23 protein-coding genes are annotated in these 23,991 nt (G+C 72.9%); 11 read left to right on the forward strand and 12 right to left on the reverse strand.

Translation table 11 applies throughout. The annotated features are described in order from the left end of the window. Positions 1-95 precede the first annotated feature (95 nt). Positions 96-956 (forward strand): Bax inhibitor-1/YccA family protein, encoded by an 861-nt coding sequence (locus FB563_RS18155; RefSeq protein WP_055705229.1) that lies wholly within the window; start codon positions 96-98, stop codon positions 954-956. Between the two features lie 65 nt (positions 957-1,021). Here FB563_RS18155 and FB563_RS18160 read toward each other — a convergent pair whose 3' ends face one another. Further along, on the reverse strand, positions 1,022-1,252 hold the full coding sequence (locus tag FB563_RS18160) for a DUF4287 domain-containing protein (RefSeq protein ID WP_055705230.1): 231 nt from the start codon (positions 1,250-1,252) through the stop codon (positions 1,022-1,024). Positions 1,253-1,351: 99 nt separating this feature from the next. On the opposite strand from FB563_RS18160, the gene FB563_RS18165 reads away from it, so the two are divergent. Further along, complete coding sequence (locus FB563_RS18165; protein ID WP_079048657.1) at positions 1,352-1,663, forward strand: hypothetical protein; 312 nt, start codon at positions 1,352-1,354, stop codon at positions 1,661-1,663. 109 nt (positions 1,664-1,772) lie between these two features. Here the strand turns inward: FB563_RS18165 and FB563_RS18170 are convergent, their stop codons facing one another. The 3 genes from FB563_RS18170 to FB563_RS18180 all read right to left on the reverse strand — a co-directional run bounded on the left by FB563_RS18170 (position 1,773) and on the right by FB563_RS18180 (position 5,234). After that, positions 1,773-2,564 (reverse strand): hypothetical protein, encoded by a 792-nt coding sequence (locus FB563_RS18170; RefSeq protein ID WP_055705232.1) that lies wholly within the window; start codon positions 2,562-2,564, stop codon positions 1,773-1,775. 283 nt (positions 2,565-2,847) lie between these two features. Next, positions 2,848-4,065: an acetyl-CoA C-acetyltransferase gene (locus tag FB563_RS18175; RefSeq protein WP_055705233.1), complete on the reverse strand. Its 1,218-nt coding sequence runs from the start codon at positions 4,063-4,065 to the stop codon at positions 2,848-2,850. 149 nt (positions 4,066-4,214) lie between these two features. Continuing rightward, complete coding sequence (locus tag FB563_RS18180) at positions 4,215-5,234, reverse strand: SGNH/GDSL hydrolase family protein (protein WP_199832763.1); 1,020 nt, start codon at positions 5,232-5,234, stop codon at positions 4,215-4,217. Between the two features lie 161 nt (positions 5,235-5,395). On the opposite strand from FB563_RS18180, the gene FB563_RS18185 reads away from it, so the two are divergent. Beyond that, complete coding sequence (locus FB563_RS18185) at positions 5,396-6,787, forward strand: cystathionine beta-synthase (protein WP_055705235.1); 1,392 nt, start codon at positions 5,396-5,398, stop codon at positions 6,785-6,787. Between the two features lie 376 nt (positions 6,788-7,163). Here the strand turns inward: FB563_RS18185 and FB563_RS18190 are convergent, their stop codons facing one another. Then, positions 7,164-8,048, reverse strand: a complete 885-nt coding sequence (locus FB563_RS18190) for a helix-turn-helix domain-containing protein (RefSeq protein ID WP_055705236.1) — start codon at positions 8,046-8,048, stop codon at positions 7,164-7,166. 148 nt (positions 8,049-8,196) lie between these two features. Between FB563_RS18190 and FB563_RS18195 the strand changes: the two genes are divergently transcribed. After that, positions 8,197-8,958 carry an SDR family oxidoreductase gene (locus FB563_RS18195; protein WP_055705237.1) on the forward strand — a complete coding sequence of 254 codons (762 nt, stop codon included), beginning with the start codon at positions 8,197-8,199 and terminating at the stop codon, positions 8,956-8,958. A gap of 68 nt (positions 8,959-9,026) precedes the next feature. Here FB563_RS18195 and FB563_RS18200 read toward each other — a convergent pair whose 3' ends face one another. Then, on the reverse strand, positions 9,027-9,470 hold the full coding sequence (locus tag FB563_RS18200; protein ID WP_055705238.1) for a hypothetical protein: 444 nt from the start codon (positions 9,468-9,470) through the stop codon (positions 9,027-9,029). Positions 9,471-9,661: 191 nt separating this feature from the next. On the opposite strand from FB563_RS18200, the gene FB563_RS18205 reads away from it, so the two are divergent. The 3 genes from FB563_RS18205 to FB563_RS18215 all read left to right on the forward strand — a co-directional run bounded on the left by FB563_RS18205 (position 9,662) and on the right by FB563_RS18215 (position 12,756). After that, entirely contained in the window at positions 9,662-11,191 is a 1,530-nt protein-coding gene (locus FB563_RS18205; RefSeq protein ID WP_055705239.1) for an aromatic amino acid ammonia-lyase, read from the forward strand. Then, positions 11,188-12,081 carry a MurR/RpiR family transcriptional regulator gene (locus FB563_RS18210; protein WP_055705240.1) on the forward strand — a complete coding sequence of 298 codons (894 nt, stop codon included), beginning with the start codon at positions 11,188-11,190 and terminating at the stop codon, positions 12,079-12,081. Before FB563_RS18205 ends, FB563_RS18210 begins: the two co-directional genes overlap by 4 nt. Positions 12,082-12,171: 90 nt before the next feature. Continuing rightward, the gene (locus tag FB563_RS18215) at positions 12,172-12,756 is read left to right on the forward strand and encodes a hypothetical protein (RefSeq protein WP_199832764.1); all 585 of its coding nucleotides are present in this window, start codon (positions 12,172-12,174) and stop codon (positions 12,754-12,756) included. Here the strand turns inward: FB563_RS18215 and FB563_RS18220 are convergent. From FB563_RS18220 to FB563_RS18240, 5 genes are all read right to left on the reverse strand, one after another. Next, positions 12,753-13,127: a roadblock/LC7 domain-containing protein gene (locus FB563_RS18220; protein ID WP_055705242.1), complete on the reverse strand. Its 375-nt coding sequence runs from the start codon at positions 13,125-13,127 to the stop codon at positions 12,753-12,755. The genes FB563_RS18215 and FB563_RS18220 overlap by 4 nt on opposite strands. A 20-nt stretch (positions 13,128-13,147) precedes the next feature. Then, the gene (locus tag FB563_RS18225) at positions 13,148-13,669 is read right to left on the reverse strand and encodes a roadblock/LC7 domain-containing protein (RefSeq protein WP_055705243.1); all 522 of its coding nucleotides are present in this window, start codon (positions 13,667-13,669) and stop codon (positions 13,148-13,150) included. Positions 13,670-13,700: 31 nt separating this feature from the next. Continuing rightward, on the reverse strand, positions 13,701-14,528 hold the full coding sequence (locus tag FB563_RS18230; protein ID WP_055705244.1) for a hypothetical protein: 828 nt from the start codon (positions 14,526-14,528) through the stop codon (positions 13,701-13,703). Further along, the gene (locus FB563_RS18235; RefSeq protein WP_055705245.1) at positions 14,525-14,911 is read right to left on the reverse strand and encodes a hypothetical protein; all 387 of its coding nucleotides are present in this window, start codon (positions 14,909-14,911) and stop codon (positions 14,525-14,527) included. Before FB563_RS18235 ends, FB563_RS18230 begins: the two co-directional genes overlap by 4 nt. Before the next feature lie 180 nt (positions 14,912-15,091). After that, on the reverse strand, positions 15,092-16,507 hold the full coding sequence (locus tag FB563_RS18240) for a type III PLP-dependent enzyme domain-containing protein (RefSeq protein WP_055705246.1): 1,416 nt from the start codon (positions 16,505-16,507) through the stop codon (positions 15,092-15,094). A gap of 106 nt (positions 16,508-16,613) precedes the next feature. Between FB563_RS18240 and hutU the strand changes: the two genes are divergently transcribed. Genes hutU through hutI form a run of 4 tightly spaced genes read left to right on the forward strand, consistent with a single transcriptional unit; the run spans position 16,614 to position 22,055 of the window. Continuing rightward, positions 16,614-18,278, forward strand: a complete 1,665-nt coding sequence (hutU, locus tag FB563_RS18245; protein WP_055705247.1) for a urocanate hydratase — start codon at positions 16,614-16,616, stop codon at positions 18,276-18,278. Next, positions 18,275-19,492, forward strand: coding sequence for an allantoate amidohydrolase (locus FB563_RS18250; protein WP_079048658.1), 1,218 nt, complete (start codon positions 18,275-18,277; stop codon positions 19,490-19,492). The genes hutU and FB563_RS18250 overlap by 4 nt, the downstream gene beginning before the upstream one ends. After that, positions 19,489-20,826 carry a formimidoylglutamate deiminase gene (locus FB563_RS18255; protein WP_055705249.1) on the forward strand — a complete coding sequence of 446 codons (1,338 nt, stop codon included), beginning with the start codon at positions 19,489-19,491 and terminating at the stop codon, positions 20,824-20,826. The genes FB563_RS18250 and FB563_RS18255 overlap by 4 nt, the downstream gene beginning before the upstream one ends. Before the next feature lie 53 nt (positions 20,827-20,879). Continuing rightward, positions 20,880-22,055, forward strand: a complete 1,176-nt coding sequence (gene hutI, locus FB563_RS18260; protein ID WP_055705250.1) for an imidazolonepropionase — start codon at positions 20,880-20,882, stop codon at positions 22,053-22,055. A 45-nt stretch (positions 22,056-22,100) separates the two neighbouring features. On the opposite strand, the gene FB563_RS18265 is transcribed toward hutI, so the two are convergent. Next, complete coding sequence (locus FB563_RS18265; protein WP_142218795.1) at positions 22,101-23,714, reverse strand: RICIN domain-containing protein; 1,614 nt, start codon at positions 23,712-23,714, stop codon at positions 22,101-22,103. Positions 23,715-23,991 lie beyond the last annotated feature (277 nt).

Genomic DNA, 23,991 nt, shown 5'->3' on the forward strand with positions numbered 1-23,991 from the left:
GCAGGGGAAAGATCCTCCTCAAGTATCATGTCGATCCTTTGCCAATCCATTACGCTTTGAGCCAAGGCTGCGCACGGCAGCCATGGAGGAGTGAAATGAGGAGCAGTAACCCGGTCTTCTCGCGACGGGGGTTCAGCCGCGACAACGGCTACGCCGGCTTCAACACCGCACCGCAGGCCGGGTACGCACAGGGCAACCCGTACGCGCAGAACCCCTACGCCCAGAACCCGTACGCCCAGCAGGGGCTCCAGTACGGCGCCCCGCCGCAGGCCCCGGTCACCACCGACCGGATGACCATGGACGACGTCGTCGTCCGCTCGGCCATCACGCTCGGCACCGTCGCCGTCGGCGCCGTCCTCGCCTGGGCCCTGCTGCCGGTCACGGCGACCAGCTACGGCCTGGCCGTCGGCTCGGCGATCGTGGCGTTCGTCCTGGCGATGGTCCAGAACTTCAAGCGCACCCCGTCCCCCGCGCTGATCCTCGGGTACGCCGCCTTCGAGGGCGTCTTCCTCGGTGTCATCAGCGAGATGTACAACAGCCGCTGGAGCGGCGCCCCCTTCCAGGCGGTGCTCGGCACCATGGCGGTCTCGGCCGCGACCCTGCTGGTCTACAAGGCCGGCTGGATCCGCGTCACCGCCCGCTACGCCCGCATCGGCATGGCCATCGCCATGGCGTTCCTGGTGGTGATGGCGGTCAACCTGCTGCTGGTCGTGTTCGGCGTCGCCGAGAACGGCGGTCTGCGCAGCTTCGGTCCGCTCGGCGCGCTCGTCGGCATCGTCGCCATCGTGCTCGGCGCGTTCTTCCTGACCCTCGACTTCAAGCAGATCGAGGACGGCATCGCCTACGGCGCCCCGCGCAACGAGTCCTGGCTCGCCGCGTTCGGCCTCACCGTGACGCTGGTGTGGATCTACCTGGAGATGCTGCGGCTGGTGGCTATCTTCACCAACAACGACTAGCGCCCGCGCCGGTCATGAGGAGGGCCCCGGGTTCCACCCGGGGCCCTTCGCCGTCTCGGCGGCGGCTAGCGCAGCTTGCGCGCCGCCCTCCTCAGGTCGTACTCGTGGACGATCGCCTTCGCGTGGCCGTACGCGAGGTCGTACTCGTGCCGGAGCCAGCTGACCTTCTCCTCGAAGCGGAACAGGGCGGGGCCTTCTTCAACGGTGCGCAGCCAGTCGGAGACTTCGCGACCGGTGCAGTGGGGGATGCGGGCGAGCAGATTGCGGTGGGTCTCCTCCGAGAAGAGCTGGGACATCGGCGCCTCCGAACGCAAAGGGGATGTAAGCCGGTCCTTCACGTCACGGTGCCTGAGCGTTCGCGTATTGGCAACAGTGCGGCACGTTACGCTCGGCGCGTGGTTGATACGACGCCCTTGACCCGAGCAGTGGATCACTTCGCCGACCGGTTGCGGGCTGCTCCGCAGAGCCGGCTTCAACGGGGCGCCGCGGCAGAGGCCTTGGCGATGGCGAGGGAGCTGTCCCGGCGGGCCCAGCTGTTGGAGGACCCCGGTGTCGAGCCCCGGGAGATGCCGGACGCCGGGATGTTCGCCGCGGCCGATCAGATTCTCGTGGCCGCGCACGACTTGGCGGTGGTGCTGGAGAGTGACGATCAGGTCGCTGAAGCGGTGCGGTTGGTCGAGGAGGCGCGTCAGAGGGCGGGTGTCTGAGCACCGTTCGCGCCTGCGGTTTCGTCGTGGCTGGTCGCGCCCACGCGGCGGAGCCGCATCTCAGACGCAGCCCCGCGCCCCTTACGGGGCGCTGTCCCCCGCCGGTGTCTCAAAGTGAGGCGATGACCCTGTCCGCCAGGATGTAGACCATGTTCGCGTCGTCCTCGCCGTAGGCGAAGGTGAGGGTGTAGGCGCCGGAGACGCCGGAGCCGCCCAGCAGGTGCGGGGCCTCGCCGGCTTCCACGGCCGCTGCCAGGCGTTCGGCGGTTTCGCGGTGGCCCGGGGTCATGCACAGGGTGGTGCCGTCGGCGAAGACGTAGACGTCGAGGGTGCCGAGGGGGCCCGGGCGGACATCGGAGAGCTCGACGCGTTCGGCGGCCAGCTGTTCCAGCGTGGTGACGGTGCGCTCGTGGTCGTTCACGGCCGGCGACTGCACCGGGACGAAGTCGGGGTGCGAGGGGTGACGGCGGCGGGCCGCGGCCAGTTCCGGGGACTCCGCGGCGAACTCGTCGGTGTCGGCGGTCGGCTCGGACACCGGCTCCAGCCCGGCGAAGTCGGCCTGCCGGGGCAGGAACAGCTCCGTGTCGGGCAGACCCAGCAGAGTCGGGGTGTCGGAGGCGTCACGGGCCTCCTGCGCGGCCCAGAACGCACGCGCCTCGGCCAGCTCCCGCTCCCGCTCCTCGGCGAGCGCCTCGGCCACGGCGGCGCGTATCTGGTCGGCGTCGGCGCCGCTGCGGGCGTGGGGCAGCAGCGCGCCCAGGGCGGCCGACTGGTTCTCGGCGAGCTGGGTCTGCAGCTCCGCCAGCTGACGGCGCACCTTCAGCACGGTGCGCAGGACGGCGACGCCCACGGCGCCGGTGGCGGCCGTGGTGAGCAGCAGGGCGATCGGCATGGCGCTCACTGACGTACTCCCGGTTCAAAGTCGACCCCCGACTTCCTACATCAGCTTGAAGGGCGGACTAAGCAGCTGTCAGTGCGTAACGTCACGAAACGGACAGGACTTTGATTCCGCGGCTTCTTCGCGTGCCGCGCTGACCTGTGCTGACCTGCAGCGATGCGTCCGGCGAGCGAGATAGGTCACATCCTGGGGGAATTTGGATCACGAAAAGGCCCAGAACCTTGGAGTTTCCTCGGTTCCGGGCCACTTCCTGACGTAAAGTGCCTGCCCCGCTACGGACGGTGGGTCAGCTGAGGCGCTCGATGACCATCGCCATGCCCTGGCCGCCGCCGACGCACATCGTCTCCAGGCCGAACTGCTTGTCGTGCCACTGCAGGGAGTTGATGAGCGTGCCGGTGATGCGGGCGCCGGTCATGCCGAAGGGGTGGCCGACGGCGATGGCGCCGCCGTTGACGTTCAGCTTGTCGATGTCGATGCCGAGGTCCTGGTAGGAGGGGATCACCTGGGCGGCGAAGGCCTCGTTGATCTCGACCAGGTCGATGTCGTCGATGGTGAGGCCGGCTCGCTGCAGGGCCTGCTTGCTCGCCTCGACCGGGCCGAGGCCCATGATCTCGGGGGAGAGGCCGGAGACGCCGGTGGACACGATCCGGGCGAGCGGGGTCAGGCCCAGCTCGCGGGCCTTGGTGTCGCTCATGATGACGACGGCGGCGGCACCGTCGTTGAGCGGGCAGCAGTTGCCGGCGGTGACGAGTCCGTCCGGGCGGAAGACCGGCTTGAGGCCCTGGACGGCCTCCAGGGTGACGCCGGGGCGGGGGCCGTCGTCCTTGCTGACGACCGTGCCGTCCGGGAGGGTCACCGGGGTGATCTCGCGCTCCCAGAAGCCGTTCTTGATGGCCTGCTCGGCGAGATTCTGCGAGCGGACGCCGAACTCGTCCATCTCCTGGCGGCTGATGCCCTTGGCGCGGGCCAGGTTCTCGGCGGTCTGGCCCATCGCGATGTACGGGTCGGGCAGCAGGCCGTCCTCGCGCGGGTCGTGCCAGGTCGTGCCCTCCTGCTGGGCGACGGCCTCGGTGCGGGCCTGCGCCTCGGCGAACAGCGGGTTGTAGGTGCCCGGCACGTCGGAGCTGCCGTGTGCGTAGCTGGAGACCATCTCGACACCGGCCGAGATGAAGACGTCGCCCTCGCCGGCCTTGATGGCGTGCAGGGCCATGCGGGAGGTCTGCAGGGAGGACGAGCAGTACCGGGTGATGGTGCAGCCCGGCAGGTGGTCCATGCCCATCTGTACGGCGACGATCCGGCCGAGGTTGTGGCCCTGCTGGCCGCCGGGGAGGCCGCAGCCGAGCATCAGGTCGTCGATGTCCCTGGGGTCCAGCTCGGGGACCTTGGCCAGCGCGGCCTGGATGATCGTGGCGGTCAGGTCGTCGGGGCGCAGGTCCTTCAGGGAGCCCTTGACGGCGCGGCCGATGGGGGAGCGGGCGGTCGAGACGATGACGGCTTCGGGCATCACGGCTCCAGTGAGGGTTGTTTGAGCAGGGCCGGTTGGGAAGTTACCGCTACGTATGGCCCAGGTCACCCGTGTCGCGGTGTGACACTGACCGCAATTTACTAAGCGCTTGCTTTGGCCCGCGGCGGCTCAGCGGCACACCTCTGCCGTCACAAGGACGGACGCGCGGGCTCGGCCTCCGGTACCCGGCGTCGACGGCGCCGCTTGAGCAGCGCCCACGGCCCCCGCGGCCCCGTCGGCATCGCGGCCGCGACTTCGGTACCGGCCTCCGACGCCGCCTCGGCCGCCGCGCGAGCGACCGGCAGGAAGCCCTCGCGCCGCGACACGTCCGGCCGTTCCTCCTCCGCCGGCCACAGCCCCAGCGCCGCGCACACCGTCGGCAGCACCGCCATCGCCGCCGTCGCATAGCCCTCGGCGGAGGGGTGGTAGTTGTCGGGACCGAAGAGCTCCCGTGGGTTCGCCTCGAACTCCGGGCCCAGCAGGTCACCGAGGGACACGGTCCGGCCCCCCTGCTCCACCACCCCGATCGTCTGCGCCGCCGCCAGCTGCCGGGAGGCCCGGCGGGCCAGCCAGCGCAACGGCTGCTGCACCGGCTCGATCGTGCCGAGGTCGGGGCAGGTGCCGACCACCACCTCCGCACCGGCCGTGCGCAGCCGCCGTACCGCCGCCGACAGATGCCGAACCGAACGGGTCGGCGGCATCCGGTGGGTCACGTCGTTCGCCCCGATCATGATCACGCAGATGTCCGGGACGGGGAACGACGACGACAGCACCAGCGCCACCTGGCGGTCCAGGTCGTCGGACCGGGCGCCCGGCAGCGCCACGTTCCGCAGCTCCACCGGGCGTTCGGCCACCGCCGCCAGACCCGAGGCCAGCAGCGCGCCCGGGGTCTGGCCCGCCCGGTGCACGCCCTGCCCGGCCGCCGTGGAGTCGCCGAGCATGGTCAGGCGGAGAGGTGGTTCCCCGGGGATGTCGTACGCGTGGCCGTACACGCCGTCGGCGACCGGAACCCGGCCGCCGCTGTGGTTGCCCACATGGCGCCGGGCCAGCCGTACCTCCGCGAGCAGCAGCCCGACCGCGGCGGCGCCGACCAGCCCGACCCCGCCACCGCCGTACGCCGCTCCGGCCGCGATGCGCCGGGCCACTCTCGCCCTCGACATGCTCGTCATGCGTCGCCGCCACCTCCTCGTAGCCGTACACACAGTCCTTGCCCCGTACGGACCGTGCGTCAATCTCAACGGGGAGTGAACGGCCGCCTCGGCCACACACCTGGCCTTAGGCTGGCGACACCACTAAGACCACATCTCTTTTGCAGCAACCGGAGACAACGGTGCAATTCCACGACTCGATGATCAGCCTCGTCGGCAACACCCCGCTGGTGCGGCTCAACAACGTGACCAAGGGCATCCAGGCGACCGTCCTGGCCAAGGTGGAGTACTTCAACCCGGGCGGCTCCGTGAAGGACCGCATCGCCCTGCGCATGATCGAGGCCGCCGAGCAGAGCGGCGAGCTCAAGCCGGGCGGGACGATCGTCGAGCCGACCAGTGGCAACACCGGTGTGGGACTGGCCATCGTGGCCCAGCAGAAGGGGTACAAGTGCATCTTCGTGTGCCCCGACAAGGTCTCCACCGACAAGATCAACGTGCTGCGGGCCTACGGCGCCGAGGTCGTCGTGTGCCCGACCGCCGTCGCCCCTGAGCACCCGGACTCCTACTACAACGTCTCCGACCGGCTCGTCCGCGAGACCCCGGGCGCGTGGAAGCCCGACCAGTACTCCAACCCCAACAACCCGCTCTCGCACTACCACTCGACCGGCCCCGAGCTGTGGGAGCAGACCGAGGGGAAGATCACCCACTTCGTGGCGGGCGTGGGCACGGGCGGCACCATCTCCGGCACCGGCCGCTACCTGAAGGACGTCAGTGACGGCCGCGTCCGGGTCGTCGGCGCCGACCCCGAGGGCTCGGTGTACTCCGGCGGCTCCGGGCGGCCGTACCTGGTCGAGGGCGTGGGCGAGGACTTCTGGCCGACCGCCTACGACCGCACCGTCGCGGACGAGATCGTCGCCGTGTCCGACAAGGACTCGTTCCAGATGACCCGCCGGCTGGCCAAGGAGGAGGGGCTGCTGGTCGGCGGCTCCTGCGGGATGGCCGTCGTGGCGGCGCTGCGGGTGGCCGAGCGGCTGGGCCCGGACGACGTCGTGGTGGTGCTGCTTCCGGACAGCGGGCGCGGCTACCTCAGCAAGATCTTCAACGACGAGTGGATGGCCGACTACGGCTTCCTGGAGGACGAGGGCCCGAGCGCCCGCGTCGGCGACGTGCTCAGCGACAAGGCGGGCGGCATCATCCCCTCCCTGGTGCACATGCACCCGGAGGAGACCGTCGGCCAGGCCATCGAGGTGCTGCGCGAGTACGGCGTCTCGCAGATGCCGGTCGTCAAGCCGGGCGCCGGTCACCCGGACGTGATGGCCGCCGAGGTCGTCGGGTCCGTGGTGGAACGGGAGCTGCTGGACGCCCTGTTCAACAAGCGCGCCTCCCTCGACGACCCGCTGGAGAAGCACATGTCCGCCCCGCTTCCCCAGGTCGGCTCCGGCGAGCCGGTCGGCGACCTGATGTCCGTGCTCGGCTCGGCCGACGCGGCGATCGTCCTGGTCGAGGGCAAGCCGACCGGCGTGGTCAGCCGGCAGGACCTGCTGGCCTTCCTGGCCAAGGGGGGAAAGCAGTAGCGAACCCCGGGTGAACTGCGGGTTTACCGGCGCGATGTGAGGCGAGTCGGGGTTTGCGGAAGTGGTACGAGCGTGTCACGTGCGCGCAGCACCCGCTTAACACGCGTCCGGCACATTAGGGGGTGTCGGCAGGGCGGGAGCGGCTCCCCGCCCCGGCCGGCGCCGAACGGCGCCAAGGACCTCCGGAGCGGCTCCCGGACCTCCATGGACGCCACGGACGCGGGGGCCCGGCCCTGACCCGGCCCGCGTCCCTCGCGGGGACCGCCGTCGTCCCGCCCCCCGGAAACGGGGGTGCGGCGGTCCCCGCGCAAGCCCCCCTCTTTGCGCCTAAACCGGCGCCGCTCTCGCGGACGTGGTTGCTCGCCGTCGTGGTTCCTCAATTGGTGGTTGCGGTCGTCGCTTTCCAACTTCCCAGCAAGGCAAGGCGTTCCGCCGTCTCCGAGCCCGGTTCCGGGGTGTACACCACGATCACCTGGTCCGGGGCCGCCGGGATCGTGAGGGTCTCGAACGGCAGGGTCAGCAGGCCGGCCACCGGGTGCCGTACCTTCTTGACGCCGTACGCGCACTCCCTGACCTCGTGGTCCGCCCACATCCGGCGGAAGTCCTCGCTCTTGAGGGAGAGTTCGCCGACCAGCGCGCACAGCTCGGGGTCGTCGCCGTACCGGCCCGCGTTGACACGCAGATGGGCCACCGTCTGGGCGGCGACCGCGTGCCACTCGGGGTAGACGTCGCGGCCGGTGGACGCGAGGAAGACCTGCCGGGGGATGTTCCGCTCCGCCGCCGTCACGCGGCTGAAGCCGTTCAGCGCGTCGCCGAGGGCGTTCCACGCGAGCACGTCCATACGGGGGTTCAGCACGAACGCCGGGCTGCGGTCCATGCCGTCCAGCAGGATCTGGATTCCAGGGCGGACGCGGGGCGCCTCGGACCGCTGCCGCCGCCCCCGCTGCCGGCGCGGCCGCGCCACCGTCCGCAGATACGCCTGCTTGGTCTCGTCCAGCCGCAGCACCCGGGCGACCGCGTCCAGCACGGCGTCGCTGACTCCCCCAGACTTCGTCCGGGAGGTGCCCCCAGTACCCCGGCCCTGCTCCAGCCGGATGTAGTAGTCGACGCTGACCCCCGCGAGCTGGGCCACCTCCTCGCGGCGCAGGTCCGGTACGCGGCGCCGACCGTGGCCGGGCAGCCCCACCTCCTCGGGCTGGATCCGTGCACGGCGCGAGCGCAGGAAGTCGCCGACTTCCCCTCCCAGCCAGTCCCCGTCCATGTCCCGATCGTAGGGGGAGCCGCCGGACGCCGTCCTGGTACTGGCAGACCCAGGAAAACCGCATCCCTGGGTACGGCCGCCGGACCGGGCGAGGCTGGTGCCAGCCGCCGGGGAGCCGCCCCGGCGCCCACATCCTGGGGGAACACCCATGTCGTACGAGAACCTGTCCGGCCGCGTCGCCGTCGTCACCGGAGCCGCCAGCGGCATCGGGGAGGCCGTCGCCCGTCAGCTGGCGGCCGAGGGCGCCCGGGTGGCGCTGCTCGCCCGGCGCGCGGACCGGCTGCAGAGCGTGGTCGACAAGATCCGGGCCGACGGTGGCGAGGCGCTCGCCGTGGTCGCCGACGTCACCGACGACGCCTCGGTGGCGGCCGCCCGGGACCTGGTGCACGAGACCTTCGGCGCCGCCGACCTCGTCGTGAACAACGCCGGAGTCATGCTCCCGAACCCCGTCGCCGACGGCCGGCTCGACGAGTGGCAGCGGATGCTCGACACCAACGTCACCGGGGTGCTGCGGGTCATCCGTGCCTTCGGCGCCGACCTGGTGGCCGCCGCCGGCGAGGGCCGCAGCGCCGACCTGGTGAACGTCTCCTCCATCGGCGCCCACATCCCCTTCCCCAACTACGCGGTGTACGGTGCCACGAAGGCCGCCGTCACCTATCTCTCGCAGTCCCTGCGCACCGAGTTCGGGCCGCAGGACGTGCGGGTGACGAACATCGAGCCGGGACTGACGGAGACCGAGCTGAAGGACCATGTCGACAGCACCGAGCTGTCCGGGCAGCTGGACGGCATGCTGGAGGCGATCGGTGCCCTCGCGGCGGCCGAGGTCGCGGACGTCGTCGCCTACGCCACCAGCCGGCCCCGGCACGTCAACCTCCGCCAGATCATGGTCCTGCCGACCCGGCAGGCGTGAACCGGCGCTCCGCTCGGCCTGCCGGCCCGGCAGGCCCGGGCTCAGTCCTGCCGCTCAGTCCTGCCCGCTCAGTCCTGCCGCTCGGAGCGGTCGCGGCGGCCGGTGAGCAGCTCCGGGTTGAGCCGTACCGCCTGGGCGAAGTTGACGCCGACGATGCCGATCCAGGCGGCCACCGTCCCGGCCGTCCCCGCGACACCGCCGGCCACGGCGGTCAGCGGGATCGCCAGGACCAGCGAGATGATCGCGAGCCCGAAGCGCTCCGGCCAGGTGTCGGCGTTCTTCGGGCGCCGGGCGCCGCGGGCGGTCGCCAGCTGCTGCTCGGCCAGATGACGGCGCACCCGGCGGTCCACCGCGTCGTCGATCCGCTGCTCGACCTTCTCCAGGAAGGAGTCGACCAGCGCCGTCTCGTACTCCTCGCCCAGCTCCCTGCGGGTCTGCAGGGTGGCGTCGAGTTCCTTCCGCAGGTCCGGATCCTTCTTCAGGCCGCTGTCCCGCGAGTCCAGTGCGCTCATGGGCTCAACCCTAGGGAGCGCCCATGCCCCGCGCACTGGGGACAACCCCCCTCTTGCCGTCCCCGGCGTGCGGTCGGCGGCGCACGCCCGAAGGGGGTCCCGAGACGGCCCTTGCCTGACTGCATAAGGTCATGCAGAGTTCTCTGTGTGTGAATAGTTTGGAGCGGCTCGGCGATGGGAGTGTGGGCTCGATGTCGTCTCGCATCGTGGACGCGCCGCAGTCCGTGTCGCAGTCCCTGCCGTCCGCGCGATCCGCGGCCGTGGTCCTGGACGGGTCCGGACTCGGCGTCGAGGACGTCGTGCGGCTCGCCGACGGCGCCGCGCATCCCGTCCCCGAGGCCGGGGCCATGCGGCGTGTGGAGCACTCCTGGAACGTCGCCCGGCGGATCGCCGCCACCGGGCGCGTCTACGGCCGCTCCACCGGCGTCGGCGCCAACCGGAACGAGGACGTGCCCACGGAGGCCGCCGCCGGCCACGGCCTGCGCCTGCTGCGCAGCCACGCCGGCGCCATCGGCGAGGAACTCCCCGCCCGCCAGGTCCGCGCGATGCTCGCCGTCCGCGCCAACCAGCTGCTGGCCGGCGGCGCGGGCCTCAGGCCCGGCGTGGTCACCGCCCTGTGCGAGGCCCTGGGCACCGGCGCGTACCCGGTGGTCAACGAGTTCGGCTCCGTCGGCACCGGCGACATCGCGGCCCTCGCCCAGGTCGGCCTCGCGCTCGCCGGGGAACACCCCTGGCGCGGCGCCGGCGCCCCCGAGCCGCAGCCCCTCGACAACAACGACGCCCTCGCCCTGATCAGCAGCAACGCCCTCACCCTCGGCCAGTCCGCGCTCGCCCTGCACGAACTGCGCGGGCTCATCGGCGCCACCCAGGTCGTCGGTGCGCTGTCCCTGCTCGCGGTCGACGGCTCCCACGAGGCGTACGCCGCCCCCGTGCACGCCGCCCGCCCGCACCGGGGCAGCACCGAGGTGGCCCGGCGGATGCGGGAGCTGATCGGCGCCGCCGACCGGCCCACCCCGCCGCTCGGCCGGATCCAGGACCCCTACGGCTTCCGCTGCCTGCCCCAGATCCACGGCCCGGCGCACGACGCGGCCGACGCCCTGGAGCAGATCCTCACCGTGGAGATCAACGCGGCCGCCGAGAACCCCCTCATCGCCCCCGAGGACCTGGCCGCCTACCACCACGGCGGCTTCTACCAGGCCCAACTCGCCCTCGCCCTCGACCACTTCAGGCTCGCCCTGATGCAGGTGGCCCGGCTGTCCACGTCCCGGCTGTCCACGCTCAACGAGCCCGCCTACACCCGGCTGCGCCCCTTCCTCGCCGACCACGAGCCGGCCTCCTCCGGCGTGATGATCCTGGAGTACGCGGCCGGCGCGGCCCTCGGTGATCTGCGGGCCTTCTCCGCGCCCGCCTCGCTCGGGCACGCTGTACTCTCCCGGGGCGTCGAGGAACAGGCGAGCTTCGCCTCGCTCGCCGCGCGGCAGACCTTGCGCGCGTGCGCTGCGTACCGTCTGGTGGTCGGCTGTGAACTCGTCGCCGCCGTCCGCGCGCTGCGCCAGCGCGACCTGCGGCCCGACCCCGGGCTGCCGGCCGGGCGGGCGTTCGCGCTCGCCGAGTCGGTCCTCGACGCCGACCCGGCCGACCGGCCGCTCACGGACGACGTGACACAGGCGGCCGCACTGCTCGACCGGTTCACGGACATCTGGAGGGGGAGCGCGTCATGAGCGTGGACAGGGATACCGGTGCGGGCGCCGTGGAGGGTGTCGCGTCCGGCGGGGCGACCGACAGCCCCGCGAACCGGCTGCAGGCGCTGTTCGAGGGCCACCGGCTCACGCCGACGCAGCGCCGGATCGCGCACAGCATGGTCCGGCGGGCCGCCGACGTGCCGTTCCTGTCCAGCGTGGAGCTGGCCGAGCTGGCCGGGGTGAGCCAGCCCTCGGTGACCCGGTTCGCCGTGGCGCTGGGCTTCGACGGCTATCCCGCGCTGCGCAAGCACCTGCGCGAGGTCGTGCCCGCCGAACCGGCCGCCGAGGCGGGCACCTTCAACGAGTACCAGCAGGCCGTCGAGGCCGAGATCGAGAACCTCAGGCACCTCGCCGACCTGCTCGCCGACCCGCGCCCGGTGCAGCGGGCCGGACGGATCCTGGCCGCTTCCCGCCCGCTGCCGGTGCTCGGCCTGCGCGCCGCCGCGTCCCAGGCGTACGGTTTCGCCTACTTCGCCGCCAAGGTCCACCCGGATGTCCGGCTCCTCAACGAGGGCGGCACCATGATCCAGGACCGGATCGACGCCGCCGTCCGCGCGGGCGCCTCCGCGCTGCTGTGCTTCGCCCTGCCCCGGCATCCGCGCGAGGTCGTCGACACCCTCGCCTACGCCAAGGACGTCGGCCTGACCACCGTCACGGTCGCCGACTCCGCGTTCGCGCCGGTCGCCAAGTACTCCGACCTGCTGCTGCCCGCCGCCGTCGGCACCGGGCTCGCCTTCGACACCGCGTGCGCGCCGATGCTGCTCGGACGGGTGCTGCTGGAAGCGCTCTGCGACGACCTGCCCGAGGCGCAGGCTCGGCTGGAGGAGTTCGACGCGAAGGCGGCGGGCCGCGGGCTCTTCGTGGAATGACGTTCGGGGTCTCTCAGACTCGTCTCACGTTCTGCTATTAGCTTCCTTACGAGACACGAGCGCTGTGGACACGTGACACGGGAGGCTGACGTGGCGCGCGGAGGACAGGGGCTGGCCCGGGTGGCCGTCGTCGTACGGGCGGGGGCCGCCCCGCTGTGGTGGTGCGGGGTGTTCGCCGCCGGAATCGGGGCGGTGCCGTCCGGGCTGACCGGGCGGCGGATCGGGGTGCTCGCCGGGGCCGCGCTGTTCCTCGTCGGCGCGGCGGCCGTGGCACTGGTGCGGCGGGGCCGCTACGGCGCCCTTGCCCGCGGCGTGGCCCGCGCGGGCAAGTACGACGTGCTGCAGGACCGTGCGGTGACCGTGCGCAACTGGCGCCGGGGCCACCGCTGGTGGCTGCTGCTGGCCTTCGTGGCGGCGCTCGGCTCCTCCTTCGCGGTGCCCGTGGCCGGCGGCATGCTGCTGGCCGGGCTCGGCACCGGGCTGCGGCTGAAGGCCGCCTGGATCGGGCGCCGCGAACGCGCCGCGGAGATGCTGCTGTGGGTCCGCGTCGACTGGCTGGACCGGCGCGGAGGGAGCCCGGCGGGCAAGGCCGTCAAGGGCCTGCGCGGCACGGGCATCGCGGCTGGCGACGCGGCCCCGGGCGGGGCCCGCCGCCGTACCGCGGCTCTGGTCTAGACCTCAAGCTCCGCTTCGATCTTCTTGAGCTGGTGCCGGGCCATCGCCAGGTTGGCCCGGGCGGCGTCGAGGACCAGGTACAGGAACAGGCCGTTGCCGCCGCGGCCCTTGAGCAGGCGGATCAGGTGGTACTGGTCCGTCAGCGTGATCAGGACGTCCTCGATCTCGCCCTTGAGGCCCAGCATCTCCATCGTGCGCATCTTGGCGCGGATCACGTCGGTGTTGCCCGCGGCGGCCACGTTCAGGTCGAAGGTCTTGCTGCCGCCGATCGTGCCCAGCGCCATGCCGCTGGTGTAGTCGACGAGCGCGACGCCGGTGGCGCCCTCGATGGAGGTGAGGGCGTCCTTCAGCGCGGTCTCGGTGTTGGCCATGGTGGATCCTCTCGTACGGTTCAACTGTCGGTTGCGGTGCGCGCGTCGGAGCTCGAGGCGCGGGTCGTGCGGGGCGTGCGGGGCGTGCGGGTACGGACCGGGGGTGCGGAGCTGACGGCGCCCAGCGGCCGCCCGGCGCGCCCCGCCTCCCGGGCCGAGGCGTCGGCGGCGTCGAGCAGCTCCCCGATGCGGGCTCCGGAACGGCGGCCCTCCAGATGCAGCCGGCCGACGTTGACCCGGTCCCCGGCGAGCAGGGTCAGCACGGCGGTGCGGCCGGCCGCGTAGGTGGCGACATAGCCGCGCTCGCCGCGCACCAGCAGCTCCCGGAAGCCGCCGTTGCCGGTGGCGTCGGCGACCCGTACGGCGACGCCGAGCGCGGCGGCGGTGAGTGCCGCGAGGCCCTCGGGGTCGACTCCGGGCGTGTCGTGGGCGACGACGAGACCGTCGACGCCCGCCGCCAGGGCGCCGGTGAGCTGCGGCACCCGGTTGCGCAGCTGGTGCAGCTCGTCCTGGACGGCCCCCAGGTCCTTCTCGGACGCCATCAGCTCTCTCCTCTCGGCGGGGCGGTGCCGTTCAAAGTGCCTCCAGCGCATCCCTGAGCCTCTTCAGCAGCGCGATGTCGGGGTCGGTGACCTGGGGTGGGGGCGGCGGTGCGAGTTCCGCGACGACGGGTGCCCGGGGCGCGACATGGCCGGCCGCGGCGAGCCTGCGTACGTCGACCAGCGTGTGGAAGGCCTGCCGGCCCAGGTTCCGGGCGATCTGGGTGGCCGTGCGGACGCCGTCCACGCGGTCCAGGACCGCCCGCTGCCGGGGCGTGACCGGCGCGGCGGCGGCCCGTGCGGCGGCCACCGGCGCGGCGACCGGGTCCGCGCGGATCAGCGGGGCGCTGTCGGCGGCCGGGTCGGGCCACAGTCGGTGCAGCAGCAGCCGGCGGCGCAGCGTCTCGCGTTCCAGGGCGACGACCGGGACCGAGGGCAGCGGGCCCAGCCGGGGCGTGTTGTCGTACCGGAAGCGGCCCGGGGTGCTGCTCGGCGCCAGGGCGAAGTACCCGGCGTCGTAGAGCGCGTCCAGGTGGCACAGTTCCAGCGCGCCGGCGGGCAACAGTCCGGAGGCCAGCAGGAGTTCGGCGGCGTGCGCCGGACCCGAGGCCCGGTCGGCGGCCCCCTGCCAGGCGTCGGCCGCGAGGGTGCCGTGGGCCGTGAGGAGCAGGTCGAGACCGGGGGCGAACGGGCTCTCGGCGTGCACCACGCGGCCCTCGGCGAGGTGCAGGGTGCCGTGCTCGCGGACCAGGACGCCGGTGGCCCGCTCCTCGGCGAGCCGGGTCAGCATCGGCGAAAGGGCCCGGCCCGCCGAGGTGTCCCGCACCGGCAGGGGCGGCGGAGGTATCTGGGTCACGGTCATCCCAGCACCAGCCGGGCCGCCATCTCGGCGAGCCTGATCCGGGCGAGCGCGAGGTTGCCCTCCTCGCGGCCGAGCCACAGGTGCAGGAAGACGCTGCTGTCGAAGGACGTGTCCACGAACCGCAGCAGGTGATAGCTGTCGCGGTTGCTGACGATCACGTCCTCCACGGTCGGGTGCCCGTCGTCGGCCCGGGTCGCGAAGGCGCCGTGCTCGGCGGCCATCCGGGCCAGTTCGGCGGCCTCGGCGGCGGTCGTCTCGTGATCGCCGCCGGGCGCCTCCCCGACCGTGCCGAGGGCCAGTCCGCTCGTCCAGTCCACCAGCGCCGCTCCCCGCGCACCGGGCAGTCGCATCGCTTCCAACAGGCACTCGTCGATTCCGGGCACCGGTGGCTCCCCTCCCGCCTGGGTCTCCGGCTGAGTGACAGCGACACTACGCACCGTGCGCGGGAAAGGGGGAGCCTTTGGCATTTTCCAGTGGAACATGCGTCCGGCGTACTAGTGTGGGTCAACTGAGCTCTGCGACAGGCGAGTTGATCCATTCGGTGGAGGGGCGCCGGAGGTGCGTCAACGGCTTCCCGGCGCTTGCAGGGTGGTGAGTGCGTCCGCGTGCGCCCCGCCGGATTCCGCCACCACCTCGGCGATGGTCTGCGGCTCCCGTACGGTCGCGAAGGCGACGCCTCCCGAGCCGTCCGGCGCGAAGCCGTAAATGCCCGGGCGTACAAGGGAGTTGTAGGCGTAGTGGTGGGCGAAGTAGTACGCCCCCGTGTCCAGCGCCGCCGCGTAGTCGCCCTGCTCCAGCAGGGGCAGCGCGCGCCCCGCCGCCAGCAGGTCGCCCGAGAAGCAGGCCGGCCCCGCCACGTCCTGCACCACCTCCGGTCCCGGCTTCGGCCGCCCCTTGGCGTCGTACGCGGCGATCCTCAGCGGCCACGCCCCCGGCGCGTACACCGTCCGCGTCGCCACCTGCACGCCCGCGTGCGTCACCGCGATCCGCCGCCCGCCCGCGCTCTTGGCGTACTCCACCCGGGCCACCACCGTCCCGTGCTTGGCCAGCAGCGACCGCCCGAACTCGGTCACCAGCCCGTACCGCCCGTCGAAGAGCCCCGGCACCTGATCGGCCAGCAGCCGGGCGTGGTGCGCGTACGAGGGCGCCGTCGCCTCGGCCGCGAAGTTCACCGGCAGCCCGCCGCCGATGTCCAGCGTGTCGATCTGCCGCCGTCCGGCCCGCTCGTTGATCTCCTCCGCGAGCGCGTACGTCTCGGCCACGCCCCGCGCCAGCAGCGCCGGCGGGATGCCCTGCGAGCCGGTGTGCGCGTGCAGCCGGGTCAGCCACGGCCGGTCCAGAAACGCCCGTACGACCCACTCGCGCGCCCCCTCGTCGCGCAGCGCCACCCCGAACTTGGAGGTCTCCGTCGCCGTCGAGGTGGCTCCGATCGTGCCGCCGCCGATCTGCGGGTTGATCCGGAGGCCGAGCGGGGACCTGGTCGGGGCGGACCGTACCAGGGTGTCCAGGCGGTGAAGCTCCTGTGGGTTGTCGGCGTTCACCGCGATGCCGAGGGCCAGCGCCTCGCGCAGCTCCGCCGGGGTCTTGGCGGGCGAGTCCAGTACGGTCCGGGCCGTCGGCACCCCGGCCGCCCGCGCCAGCGCCAGCTCGCCCGGGCTCGCCACCTCGGCGCCGATGCCCGCCTCGCTCAGCAGCCGCAGCACCGGCACCAGCGGGGTCGCCTTCACCGCGAAGGCGTGCAGCACCGGTGTCCCGGGCGGCACGACGGCGTCGAACGCCGCCCGCAGCGCCGCCGCCGACTCGCGGATCCCGGTCACGTCCAGCAGCCCGGCCACGGCCGCGTCCGGCCCCAGCAGCCCCTGCTCCACGGCGGCCCGCACCGCCTCGTCCCGCCGCGCGGCGCGTTCCCGCGCCTCCCTGTCGAGGTCTTGCACCACGGCCTCTCCCCTCGTGTCCCCTCGTGTCCGTCTCGCGTACATCCAGCCAAACACCGGCGACGGGCGGACGGGGTCGCCCCCATGTATTGACTAGTTCTATTCAGGAGGACAGGATGTGAATAGAGATAGCAACAGGAGGAGGCAGACGATGTCGGGACCCCGCCCCGTACGAGCACCGCGCGGCACGGAACTGAGCGCCCTGGGATGGCAGCAGGAAGCCGCCCTGCGCATGCTGCAGAACAATCTCGACCCCGAGGTCGCGGAGCACCCCGACAAACTCGTCGTCTACGGCGGCACCGGCAAGGCCGCCCGTGACTGGCGCTCCTTCGACGCCATGGTCCGCACCCTGAGGACCCTCAAGCAGGACGAGACCATGCTGGTCCAGTCCGGCCGCCCGGTCGGCGTGATGCAGACCCACGAATGGGCCCCGCGCGTCCTGATCGCCAACTCCAACCTGGTCGGCGACTGGGCCAACTGGGAGGAGTTCCGCCGTCTGGAGGCCCTCGGCCTGACCATGTACGGCCAGATGACCGCCGGCTCCTGGATCTACATCGGCACCCAGGGCATCCTCCAGGGCACCTACGAGACCTTCGCCGCCGTCGCCGCGAAGAAGTTCAACGGCACCCTCGCCGGGACGATCACCCTGACCGCCGGCCTCGGCGGCATGGGCGGCGCCCAGCCCCTGGCCGTCACCATGAACGACGGTGTGGCCATCTGTATCGACTGCGACCCGCGCGCCATCGAGCGCCGCATCGAGCACCGGTACCTGGACGTGAAGGCCGACTCGCTCGACCACGCGCTGCAGCTGGCCACCGAGGCGCGTGACGCCCGCCGCCCGCTGTCCATCGGCGTCCTCGGCAACGCGGCCGAACTGGTCCCGCAGCTGCTCGCGATGAACGCCCCCATCGACATCGTCACCGACCAGACCTCCGCCCACGACCCGCTGTCCTACCTGCCGGTCGGCGTGGCCTTCGAGGACATGGCCGACGCCGCCGCCAAGGACCCGGCCGGCTTCACCACCCGTGCCCGCGAGTCCATGGCACGTCACGTGGAGGCCATGGTCGGCTTCATGGACGCCGGCGCCGAGGTCTTCGACTACGGCAACTCCATCCGTGGCGAGACCCAACTGGCCGGTTACGACCGGGCGTTCGCCTTCCCCGGCTTCGTCCCCGCCTACATCCGCCCGCTGTTCTGCGAGGGCAAGGGCCCCTTCCGCTGGGCGGCCCTGTCCGGCGACCCCGCCGACATCGCCAAGACCGACAAGGCGATCCTGGAGCTGTTCCCGGAGAACGAGTCCCTGGCCCGCTGGATCAAGATGGCCGGTGAGCGCGTCCACTTCCAGGGCCTGCCCGCGCGCATCTGCTGGCTCGGCTACGGCGAACGCGACAAGGCCGGCGAGCGCTTCAACGACATGGTGGCCTCCGGCGAGCTGGCCGCTCCGCTGGCGATCGGCCGCGACCACCTGGACTGCGGTTCGGTGGCCTCGCCGTACCGCGAGACCGAGGCCATGCTCGACGGGTCGGACGCGATCGCCGACTGGCCGCTGCTGAACGCCATGGTCAACGTGGCCTCCGGTGCGTCCTGGGTCTCCATCCACCACGGTGGTGGCGTCGGCATGGGGCGGTCCATTCACGCCGGGCAGGTGACCGTGGCCGACGGTACGAAGCTGGGTGGCGAGAAGATCCGGCGCGTCCTCACCAACGACCCGGGCATGGGCGTCATCCGGCACGTGGACGCCGGGTACGACATCGCGGAGTCGGTGGCCGAGGAGCGCGGTGTCCGGGTGCCCATGCGCGAGGGTGACGACGCGTGAGTTTCCACGGCATGTGGGCGGAGCTGCTGCCGATCGGCCGCAGCTCCGCCTCCGGCGGCTACCGGCGCTACGCCTGGACCGGTGCCGACACCGACTGCCGGGCCTGGTTCAGGGAACAGGCCGAGGCACGCGGGCTGACCTACGAGGTCGACCGCAACGGCAACCAGTGGGCCTGGCTCGGTGACCCCGCCGCCGGGGATGCCGTGGTCACCGGGTCCCATCTGGACTCCGTGCCCGACGGCGGTGCCTTCGACGGCCCTCTCGGTGTGGTGTCCTCCTTCGCGGCCCTCGATGAGCTGCGGAGCAGGAACGCGCGGTTCGCCAGGCCCCTGGCCATCGTCAACTTCGGTGACGAGGAAGGGGCCCGGTTCGGGCTCGCCTGCGTCGGGTCGCGGCTCACCGCCGGGCAGCTGACCGTCGAGCAGGCCCACCGGCTCACCGACGCCGACGGGGTCAGCCTCCCGCAGGCCATGGAGGCCGCCGGGTACGACCCCGAGGGCATCGGGGCCGACCCGGAGCGGCTGGCCCGGATCGGCGCCTTCGTCGAGCTGCACGTCGAGCAGGGACGGGCCCTGGACCTGTCCGGGGACCGGGTGGGCATCGCCAGCGCCATCTGGCCGCACGGGCGCTGGAGGTTCGACTTCCGGGGCGAGGCCAACCACGCCGGCACGACCCGGCTGGTCGACCGCCGCGACCCGATGCTGTCCTACGCCGAGACGGTGCTCGCCGCCCGCCGCGAGGCCGAACTCGCCGGTGCCGTCGCCACCTTCGGGAAGATCGCCGTGGAGCCCAACGGGGTCAACGCGATCCCCTCCCTGGTGCGCGGCTGGCTCGACTCCCGCGCCGCCGACCAGGAGACCCTGGACACGGTGGTCGGCGGCGTGGAGAAGGCCGCGCGTGCGTACGCCGACGCCCACGGCATCGACCTGGACGTGGTCAGGGAGTCCTTCACCCCGGTCGTCGAGTTCGACCACGCCCTGCGCGACGAGCTCGGCCGCATCCTGGGCAAGGACACCGGCCTGAAGGTGCCCGTCCTCGGAACCGGGGCCGGACACGACGCCGGAATCCTCTCCGGCAGCATTCCGACCGCCATGCTGTTCGTGCGCAACCCCACCGGTGTCTCGCACTCCCCGGCCGAGTTCGCCGCCGAGGACGACTGCGTGGCCGGGGTGCGCGCGCTCGCCGACGTACTGGAAGGGCTGGCCTGCAGGTGACCAAGCGGACCTACTGGTTGGAGCACGCCTGGCTCGGCGACCGGGTCGAGCCGGGAGTCGCGCTGGAGATCGAGGACGGGCGGATCGGCGCCGTGCGCACCGGGACGCCCGCCCCGCCGCCCGGCGCCGAGGTGCTGCGCGGGCTCACCCTGCCGGGGCTCGCCAACGCCCACAGCCACGCCTTCCACCGGGCGCTGCGCGGCACCGTCCAGGTCGGCAGCGGCACCTTCTGGACCTGGCGGGAGGTGATGTACTCCGTCGCCGGCCACCTGACCCCGGACACCTACCACGCCCTGGCGCGCGCGGTGTACGCCGAGATGGCGCTGGCCGGCGTCACCTGTGCCGGCGAGTTCCACTACGTGCACCACGCGCCCGGCGGCACCCCCTACGCCGACCCCAACGCCATGGGTGAGGCGCTGATCGACGCCGCCGCCGAGGCCGGTATCCGGATCACCCTCCTCGACACCTGTTATCTGTCCTCCGGCTTCGGTGAGCCGCCCAACACCCACCAGCTGCGGTTCTCCGACGGCAGCGCGGAGGCCTGGGCCGAACGCTGTGCAGTTCTCAAGGAGCGGGACCACGCGCGGATCGGGGCGGCGATCCACTCCGTGCGGGCCGTGCCGGCCGGGCAGTTGGCCACCGTGGCGGGATGGGCCGAGGAGCGGCGGGCCCCGCTGCACGTGCACCTGTCGGAGCAGACCGCGGAGAACGACGCCTGCCTCGCCGCGTACGGCTGCACCCCCACCCGGCTGCTCGCCGACCACGGTGTCCTCGGGCCGCGCACCACCGGTGTGCACAACACCCACCTCACCGACGAGGACATCGCCCTGCTCGGCGGCTCGGGCACCGGCACCTGCATGTGCCCGACGACCGAGCGCGACCTGGCCGACGGCATCGGCCCGGCGACCGCCCTGCAGCGGGCCGGCTCCCCGCTCTCCCTCGGCTCCGACAGCCACGCCGTCATCGACCTGCTGGAAGAGGCGCGCGCGATGGAGCTGAACGAGCGGCTGCGCACCCGCACCCGGGGGCACTGGACGGCGGACGCCCTGCTGCGGGCCGCCACCGCCGACGGCCACGCCGCCCTCGGCTGGGACGAGGCAGGCACCCTCGAACCCGGCGCCCTCGCCGACTTCACGACGATCGCCCTGGACTCGGTCAGGACAGCGGGCCCGCTGCCCCGGCTGGGCGCCGAGACGGCCGTATTCGCGGCGAGCGGGGCGGACGTACGGCACACGGTCGTGGGCGGGCGGCATGTCGTACGCGACGGGGCGCACACGCTGGTGCCCGATGTGCCGTCGGCGCTCGCGGACGCCATCGACGCCCTGCGCGGCTGAACACCGCGCGCCCGAAGTCCGCCGACCCCCCTCCGGCCACCCACGAGGACACCATGAGCAGCAGCACCGTCATCACCAACATCGCCACGCTGGTCACCAACGACCCCTCCCTCGGTGACGGGTCCCCCCTCGGTCTGATCCAGGACGCGGCCGTCGTCATCGACGGCGACCGCGTCGCGTGGACCGGTGAATCCAGCAAAGCACCCGCCACTGACAACCGGGTCGACGCGGGCGGCCGGGCGGCGCTGCCGGGCTTCGTGGACTCCCACTCGCACCTGGTCTTCGCCGGAGACCGCACGCAGGAGTTCAACGCCCGCATGTCCGGCCGCTCCTACACGGCGGGCGGCATCCGCACCACGGTCGCGGCCACCCGGGCGGCGAGCGACGCGGAACTGGAGGCCAACCTCACCCGTTACCTCGACGAGGCCCTCCGCCAGGGCACGACGACGTTCGAGACGAAGTCGGGCTACGGCCTCACCGTCGAGGACGAGTCCCGCGCCCTGCGCCTCGCGGCGAAGCACACCGACGAGGTGACGTACCTCGGTGCGCACATCGTCTCCCCGGATTACGCCGAAGACCCGGCCGCCTATGTCGCCCTGGTCACCGGCGAGATGCTGGACGCCTGCGCGCCGCACGCCCGCTGGATCGACGTGTTCTGCGAGAGGGGCGCCTTCGACGGCGACCAGGCCCGCGCGATCCTCACGGCGGGCAGGGCGAAGGGCCTCCACCCCCGCGTCCACGCCAACCAGCTCTCCTACGGCCCCGGCGTCCAACTGGCCGTCGAACTCGACGCGGCCAGCGCCGACCACTGCACCCACCTGACGGACGCGGACGTCGACGCCCTCGCCAACAGCGACACCGTCGCCACCCTCCTCCCCGGCGCCGAGTTCTCCACCCGTGCCGAGTGGCCGGACGCCCGCCGCCTGCTGGACGCGGGCGTCACGGTCGCCCTGTCCACCGACTGCAACCCCGGCTCGTCCTTCACCTCCTCCGTGCCCTTCTGCATCGCCCTGGCCGTGCGCGACATGCGGATGACCCCGGACGAGGCGGTCTGGGCGGCCACGGCGGGCGGCGCGGCGGCCCTGCGCCGCACCGACATCGGCCGCCTCAGCCCCGGCGCCCGGGCCGACCTCACCCTCCTGGACGCCCCCAGCCATGTCCACCTGGCCTACCGGCCGGGGGTACCCCTGGTCAGCGGGGTGTGGCGGCGCGGCGAACGCGTGGTCTGAGCGGGGAGCGCCGCGCGGACGGCGCCGCACGGACAGCGGCCCGCCTCACTGCGCCCCCGCCCGCCACCGCTGCTCCCCGCTGCCGTCGAGGGGCTCCAGGGAGACGTCGTGTCCGCCGTCCGGGGTCACCGCCGTCTCGATGGCGATGTCCGGGCGGATCGTGCCGTCGGGGTCGATGGTGAAGCGGAGGTTGTCGCCGTTGTCGCTGTAGACCGAGTCGCAGGTCCAGATGCCCACGCCGCGGTCGGTCGAGCCGCGGCTGTCCAGGCAGAAGCGGTCGTCGGCCGCGGAGCGCAGCACGCCCAGGTAGGTGTCGAACCGCCAGCGCTGGGTGTCGGCGGAGGAGCACGGGGCCGTGACGACGTCGTTGCCCTGCGACAGATCGCCGTCGCGGATGTCCAGGCAGCGGCCCGTCGCCAGGTTCACCACCTGGGCGAAGGAGGTGCCGGGCGGGGCGAACGACGGGGTCGGCGTGGGAGTGGGCTTTTGGGTGTGCGGCGGGTGCGTGGCCGGGCGCGACGGACTCGGTGTGGGCGAAGGGGGCCTGGACGAGGGGGACTTGGTGGGCGAGGGAGACGGGGACGGGGTGACGGAGACCGTCGCCGTCACCGTCACCGGTGGCGGCGCGGGCGTCGCGGCCGTCGGCTGCTGGTCGTCGGTGTGTGCCGGGGTGAGGGCGAACACCAGGAGCGGGGTCAGGGCCACGCCCAGGGCCGCCGAGACCAGCAGGACGCGCCGCCGGGGCGGCCAGGACGGACGTACGGCAGAGGCCCCTGGAGCGCCATGAGCGCCATGGTTGCCAGGAGCGTCAGGAGCGCCAGGAGCGGCCGGGGGGTCCCCGGCGCGCAGGTACGCCGCCCCGCTCCACGGCAGCAGGCCGTCCGCCAGGGTCTCCCGGGGCGCGTCCCGCAGCGCCCGCAGGTCCTCGAACGCGGCCGTGCAGTGCGGGCAGCGGGCCATGTGGGCGTCCAGGTCGGGGCTGTGCCGCGGGCCGTCCGGCCGTACCGCCTCCTCGATCAGCCGGCGGAAGTCGGCGCACTGCGGGTCGTCGGAGGCGGCGAGACGGTCGCGCAGGCAGGCCTGGGCCAGGGCCTTGAGGGCCTGCGGGGTGCCGTAGGCCACGTCGACGCCGCTCAGGCCGAGGAAGGCGGCGGTGCGGTGCTGCGGCTCCGCCTCCAGCACGCCGTACCAGATCAGGCCCTGGGTGCGGGAGGGCAGCGAGCGGAACGCCGGGAGCAGGGGCGGGGTGGGGCCCTCGGGCAGGCCGGACGCGTTCAGGACGAGCAGCAGTCCGGGGTCGACGCCCGCGGAGCGCTCGTCGCGCGCCCAGCCGGCCGCGAGCCGTGCGGTGAGCAGCAGCAGCCGGTGGCGCAGCGGGACGGCCGGGTCGACGCCCCGGGCCGTCTCGCGGGCCGCCGTGGTGAGGACCTCGGCCGCCAGCCGGCGGGCGGCGGACTCGCCCGCGGCGCACAGCCGGGCGTAGGCCAGGACCGCCGGGTGGTGCCGGCGGCGCAGTTCCTGCAGGGCGGGGTACGCCGTCGCCGTGGGGGAGCGGAGCAGCTCGCTCAGCCGGGCGTCCGGCGCGTCCTCGTACTCCACGCCCGTCCCGGTGCCGCCCGCCTCGGTTCCGCCCGTCCCGGTGCCGTCCCCCTCAGCCATGCGTCCAGCCTCCTCGCACCCCGGGGCACCGCGTCGTTGCGGCCCCGGTCTCACATACCGGCCAGTAGCCGGTTCGGTGGGCCATAGTGGTCGAGGGGACCGGCCGGGAAAAGGGGTTACTCTGGGTAACCACGTAACGGTTGGTATCCCGGAGCCAGTTGGCCCCAAGGTCCGCAAAGAACCGGGAATGACGGACGGATTCCTGGCTACTCGCGGCAGACGGAGAGGTGGGCCGACGGCGGAGACGCCGCAGCGGCCCGGCACCGGTGGCCGGACC

Source organism: Streptomyces puniciscabiei, assembly GCF_006715785.1.
Lineage (GTDB): Bacteria > Actinomycetota > Actinomycetes > Streptomycetales > Streptomycetaceae > Streptomyces > Streptomyces puniciscabiei.

Excerpts from the sequence above, each read along its gene's own strand:
- FB563_RS18225 (WP_055705243.1), bottom strand. The coding sequence starts at position 13,669 with ATGGCGTCCGAGAAGGACCTGGGGGCCGTCCAGGACGAGCTGCACCAG.
- FB563_RS18205 (WP_055705239.1), top strand. The coding sequence starts at position 9,662 with ATGTCGTCTCGCATCGTGGACGCGCCGCAGTCCGTGTCGCAGTCCCTG.
- hutU (WP_055705247.1), top strand. The coding sequence starts at position 16,614 with ATGTCGGGACCCCGCCCCGTACGAGCACCGCGCGGCACGGAACTGAGC.
- FB563_RS18160 (WP_055705230.1), bottom strand. The coding sequence starts at position 1,252 with ATGTCCCAGCTCTTCTCGGAGGAGACCCACCGCAATCTGCTCGCCCGC.
- FB563_RS18240 (WP_055705246.1), bottom strand. The coding sequence starts at position 16,507 with ATGTACGCGAGACGGACACGAGGGGACACGAGGGGAGAGGCCGTGGTG.
- hutI (WP_055705250.1), top strand. The coding sequence starts at position 20,880 with ATGAGCAGCAGCACCGTCATCACCAACATCGCCACGCTGGTCACCAAC.
- FB563_RS18200 (WP_055705238.1), bottom strand. The coding sequence starts at position 9,470 with ATGAGCGCACTGGACTCGCGGGACAGCGGCCTGAAGAAGGATCCGGAC.
- FB563_RS18190 (WP_055705236.1), bottom strand. The coding sequence starts at position 8,048 with ATGGACGGGGACTGGCTGGGAGGGGAAGTCGGCGACTTCCTGCGCTCG.
- FB563_RS18265 (WP_142218795.1), bottom strand. The coding sequence starts at position 23,714 with ATGGCTGAGGGGGACGGCACCGGGACGGGCGGAACCGAGGCGGGCGGC.
- FB563_RS18210 (WP_055705240.1), top strand. The coding sequence starts at position 11,188 with ATGAGCGTGGACAGGGATACCGGTGCGGGCGCCGTGGAGGGTGTCGCG.
- FB563_RS18180 (WP_199832763.1), bottom strand. The coding sequence starts at position 5,234 with ATGACGAGCATGTCGAGGGCGAGAGTGGCCCGGCGCATCGCGGCCGGA.
- FB563_RS18175 (WP_055705233.1), bottom strand. The coding sequence starts at position 4,065 with ATGCCCGAAGCCGTCATCGTCTCGACCGCCCGCTCCCCCATCGGCCGC.
- FB563_RS18155 (WP_055705229.1), top strand. The coding sequence starts at position 96 with ATGAGGAGCAGTAACCCGGTCTTCTCGCGACGGGGGTTCAGCCGCGAC.
- FB563_RS18230 (WP_055705244.1), bottom strand. The coding sequence starts at position 14,528 with ATGACCGTGACCCAGATACCTCCGCCGCCCCTGCCGGTGCGGGACACC.
- FB563_RS18195 (WP_055705237.1), top strand. The coding sequence starts at position 8,197 with ATGTCGTACGAGAACCTGTCCGGCCGCGTCGCCGTCGTCACCGGAGCC.
- FB563_RS18220 (WP_055705242.1), bottom strand. The coding sequence starts at position 13,127 with ATGGCCAACACCGAGACCGCGCTGAAGGACGCCCTCACCTCCATCGAG.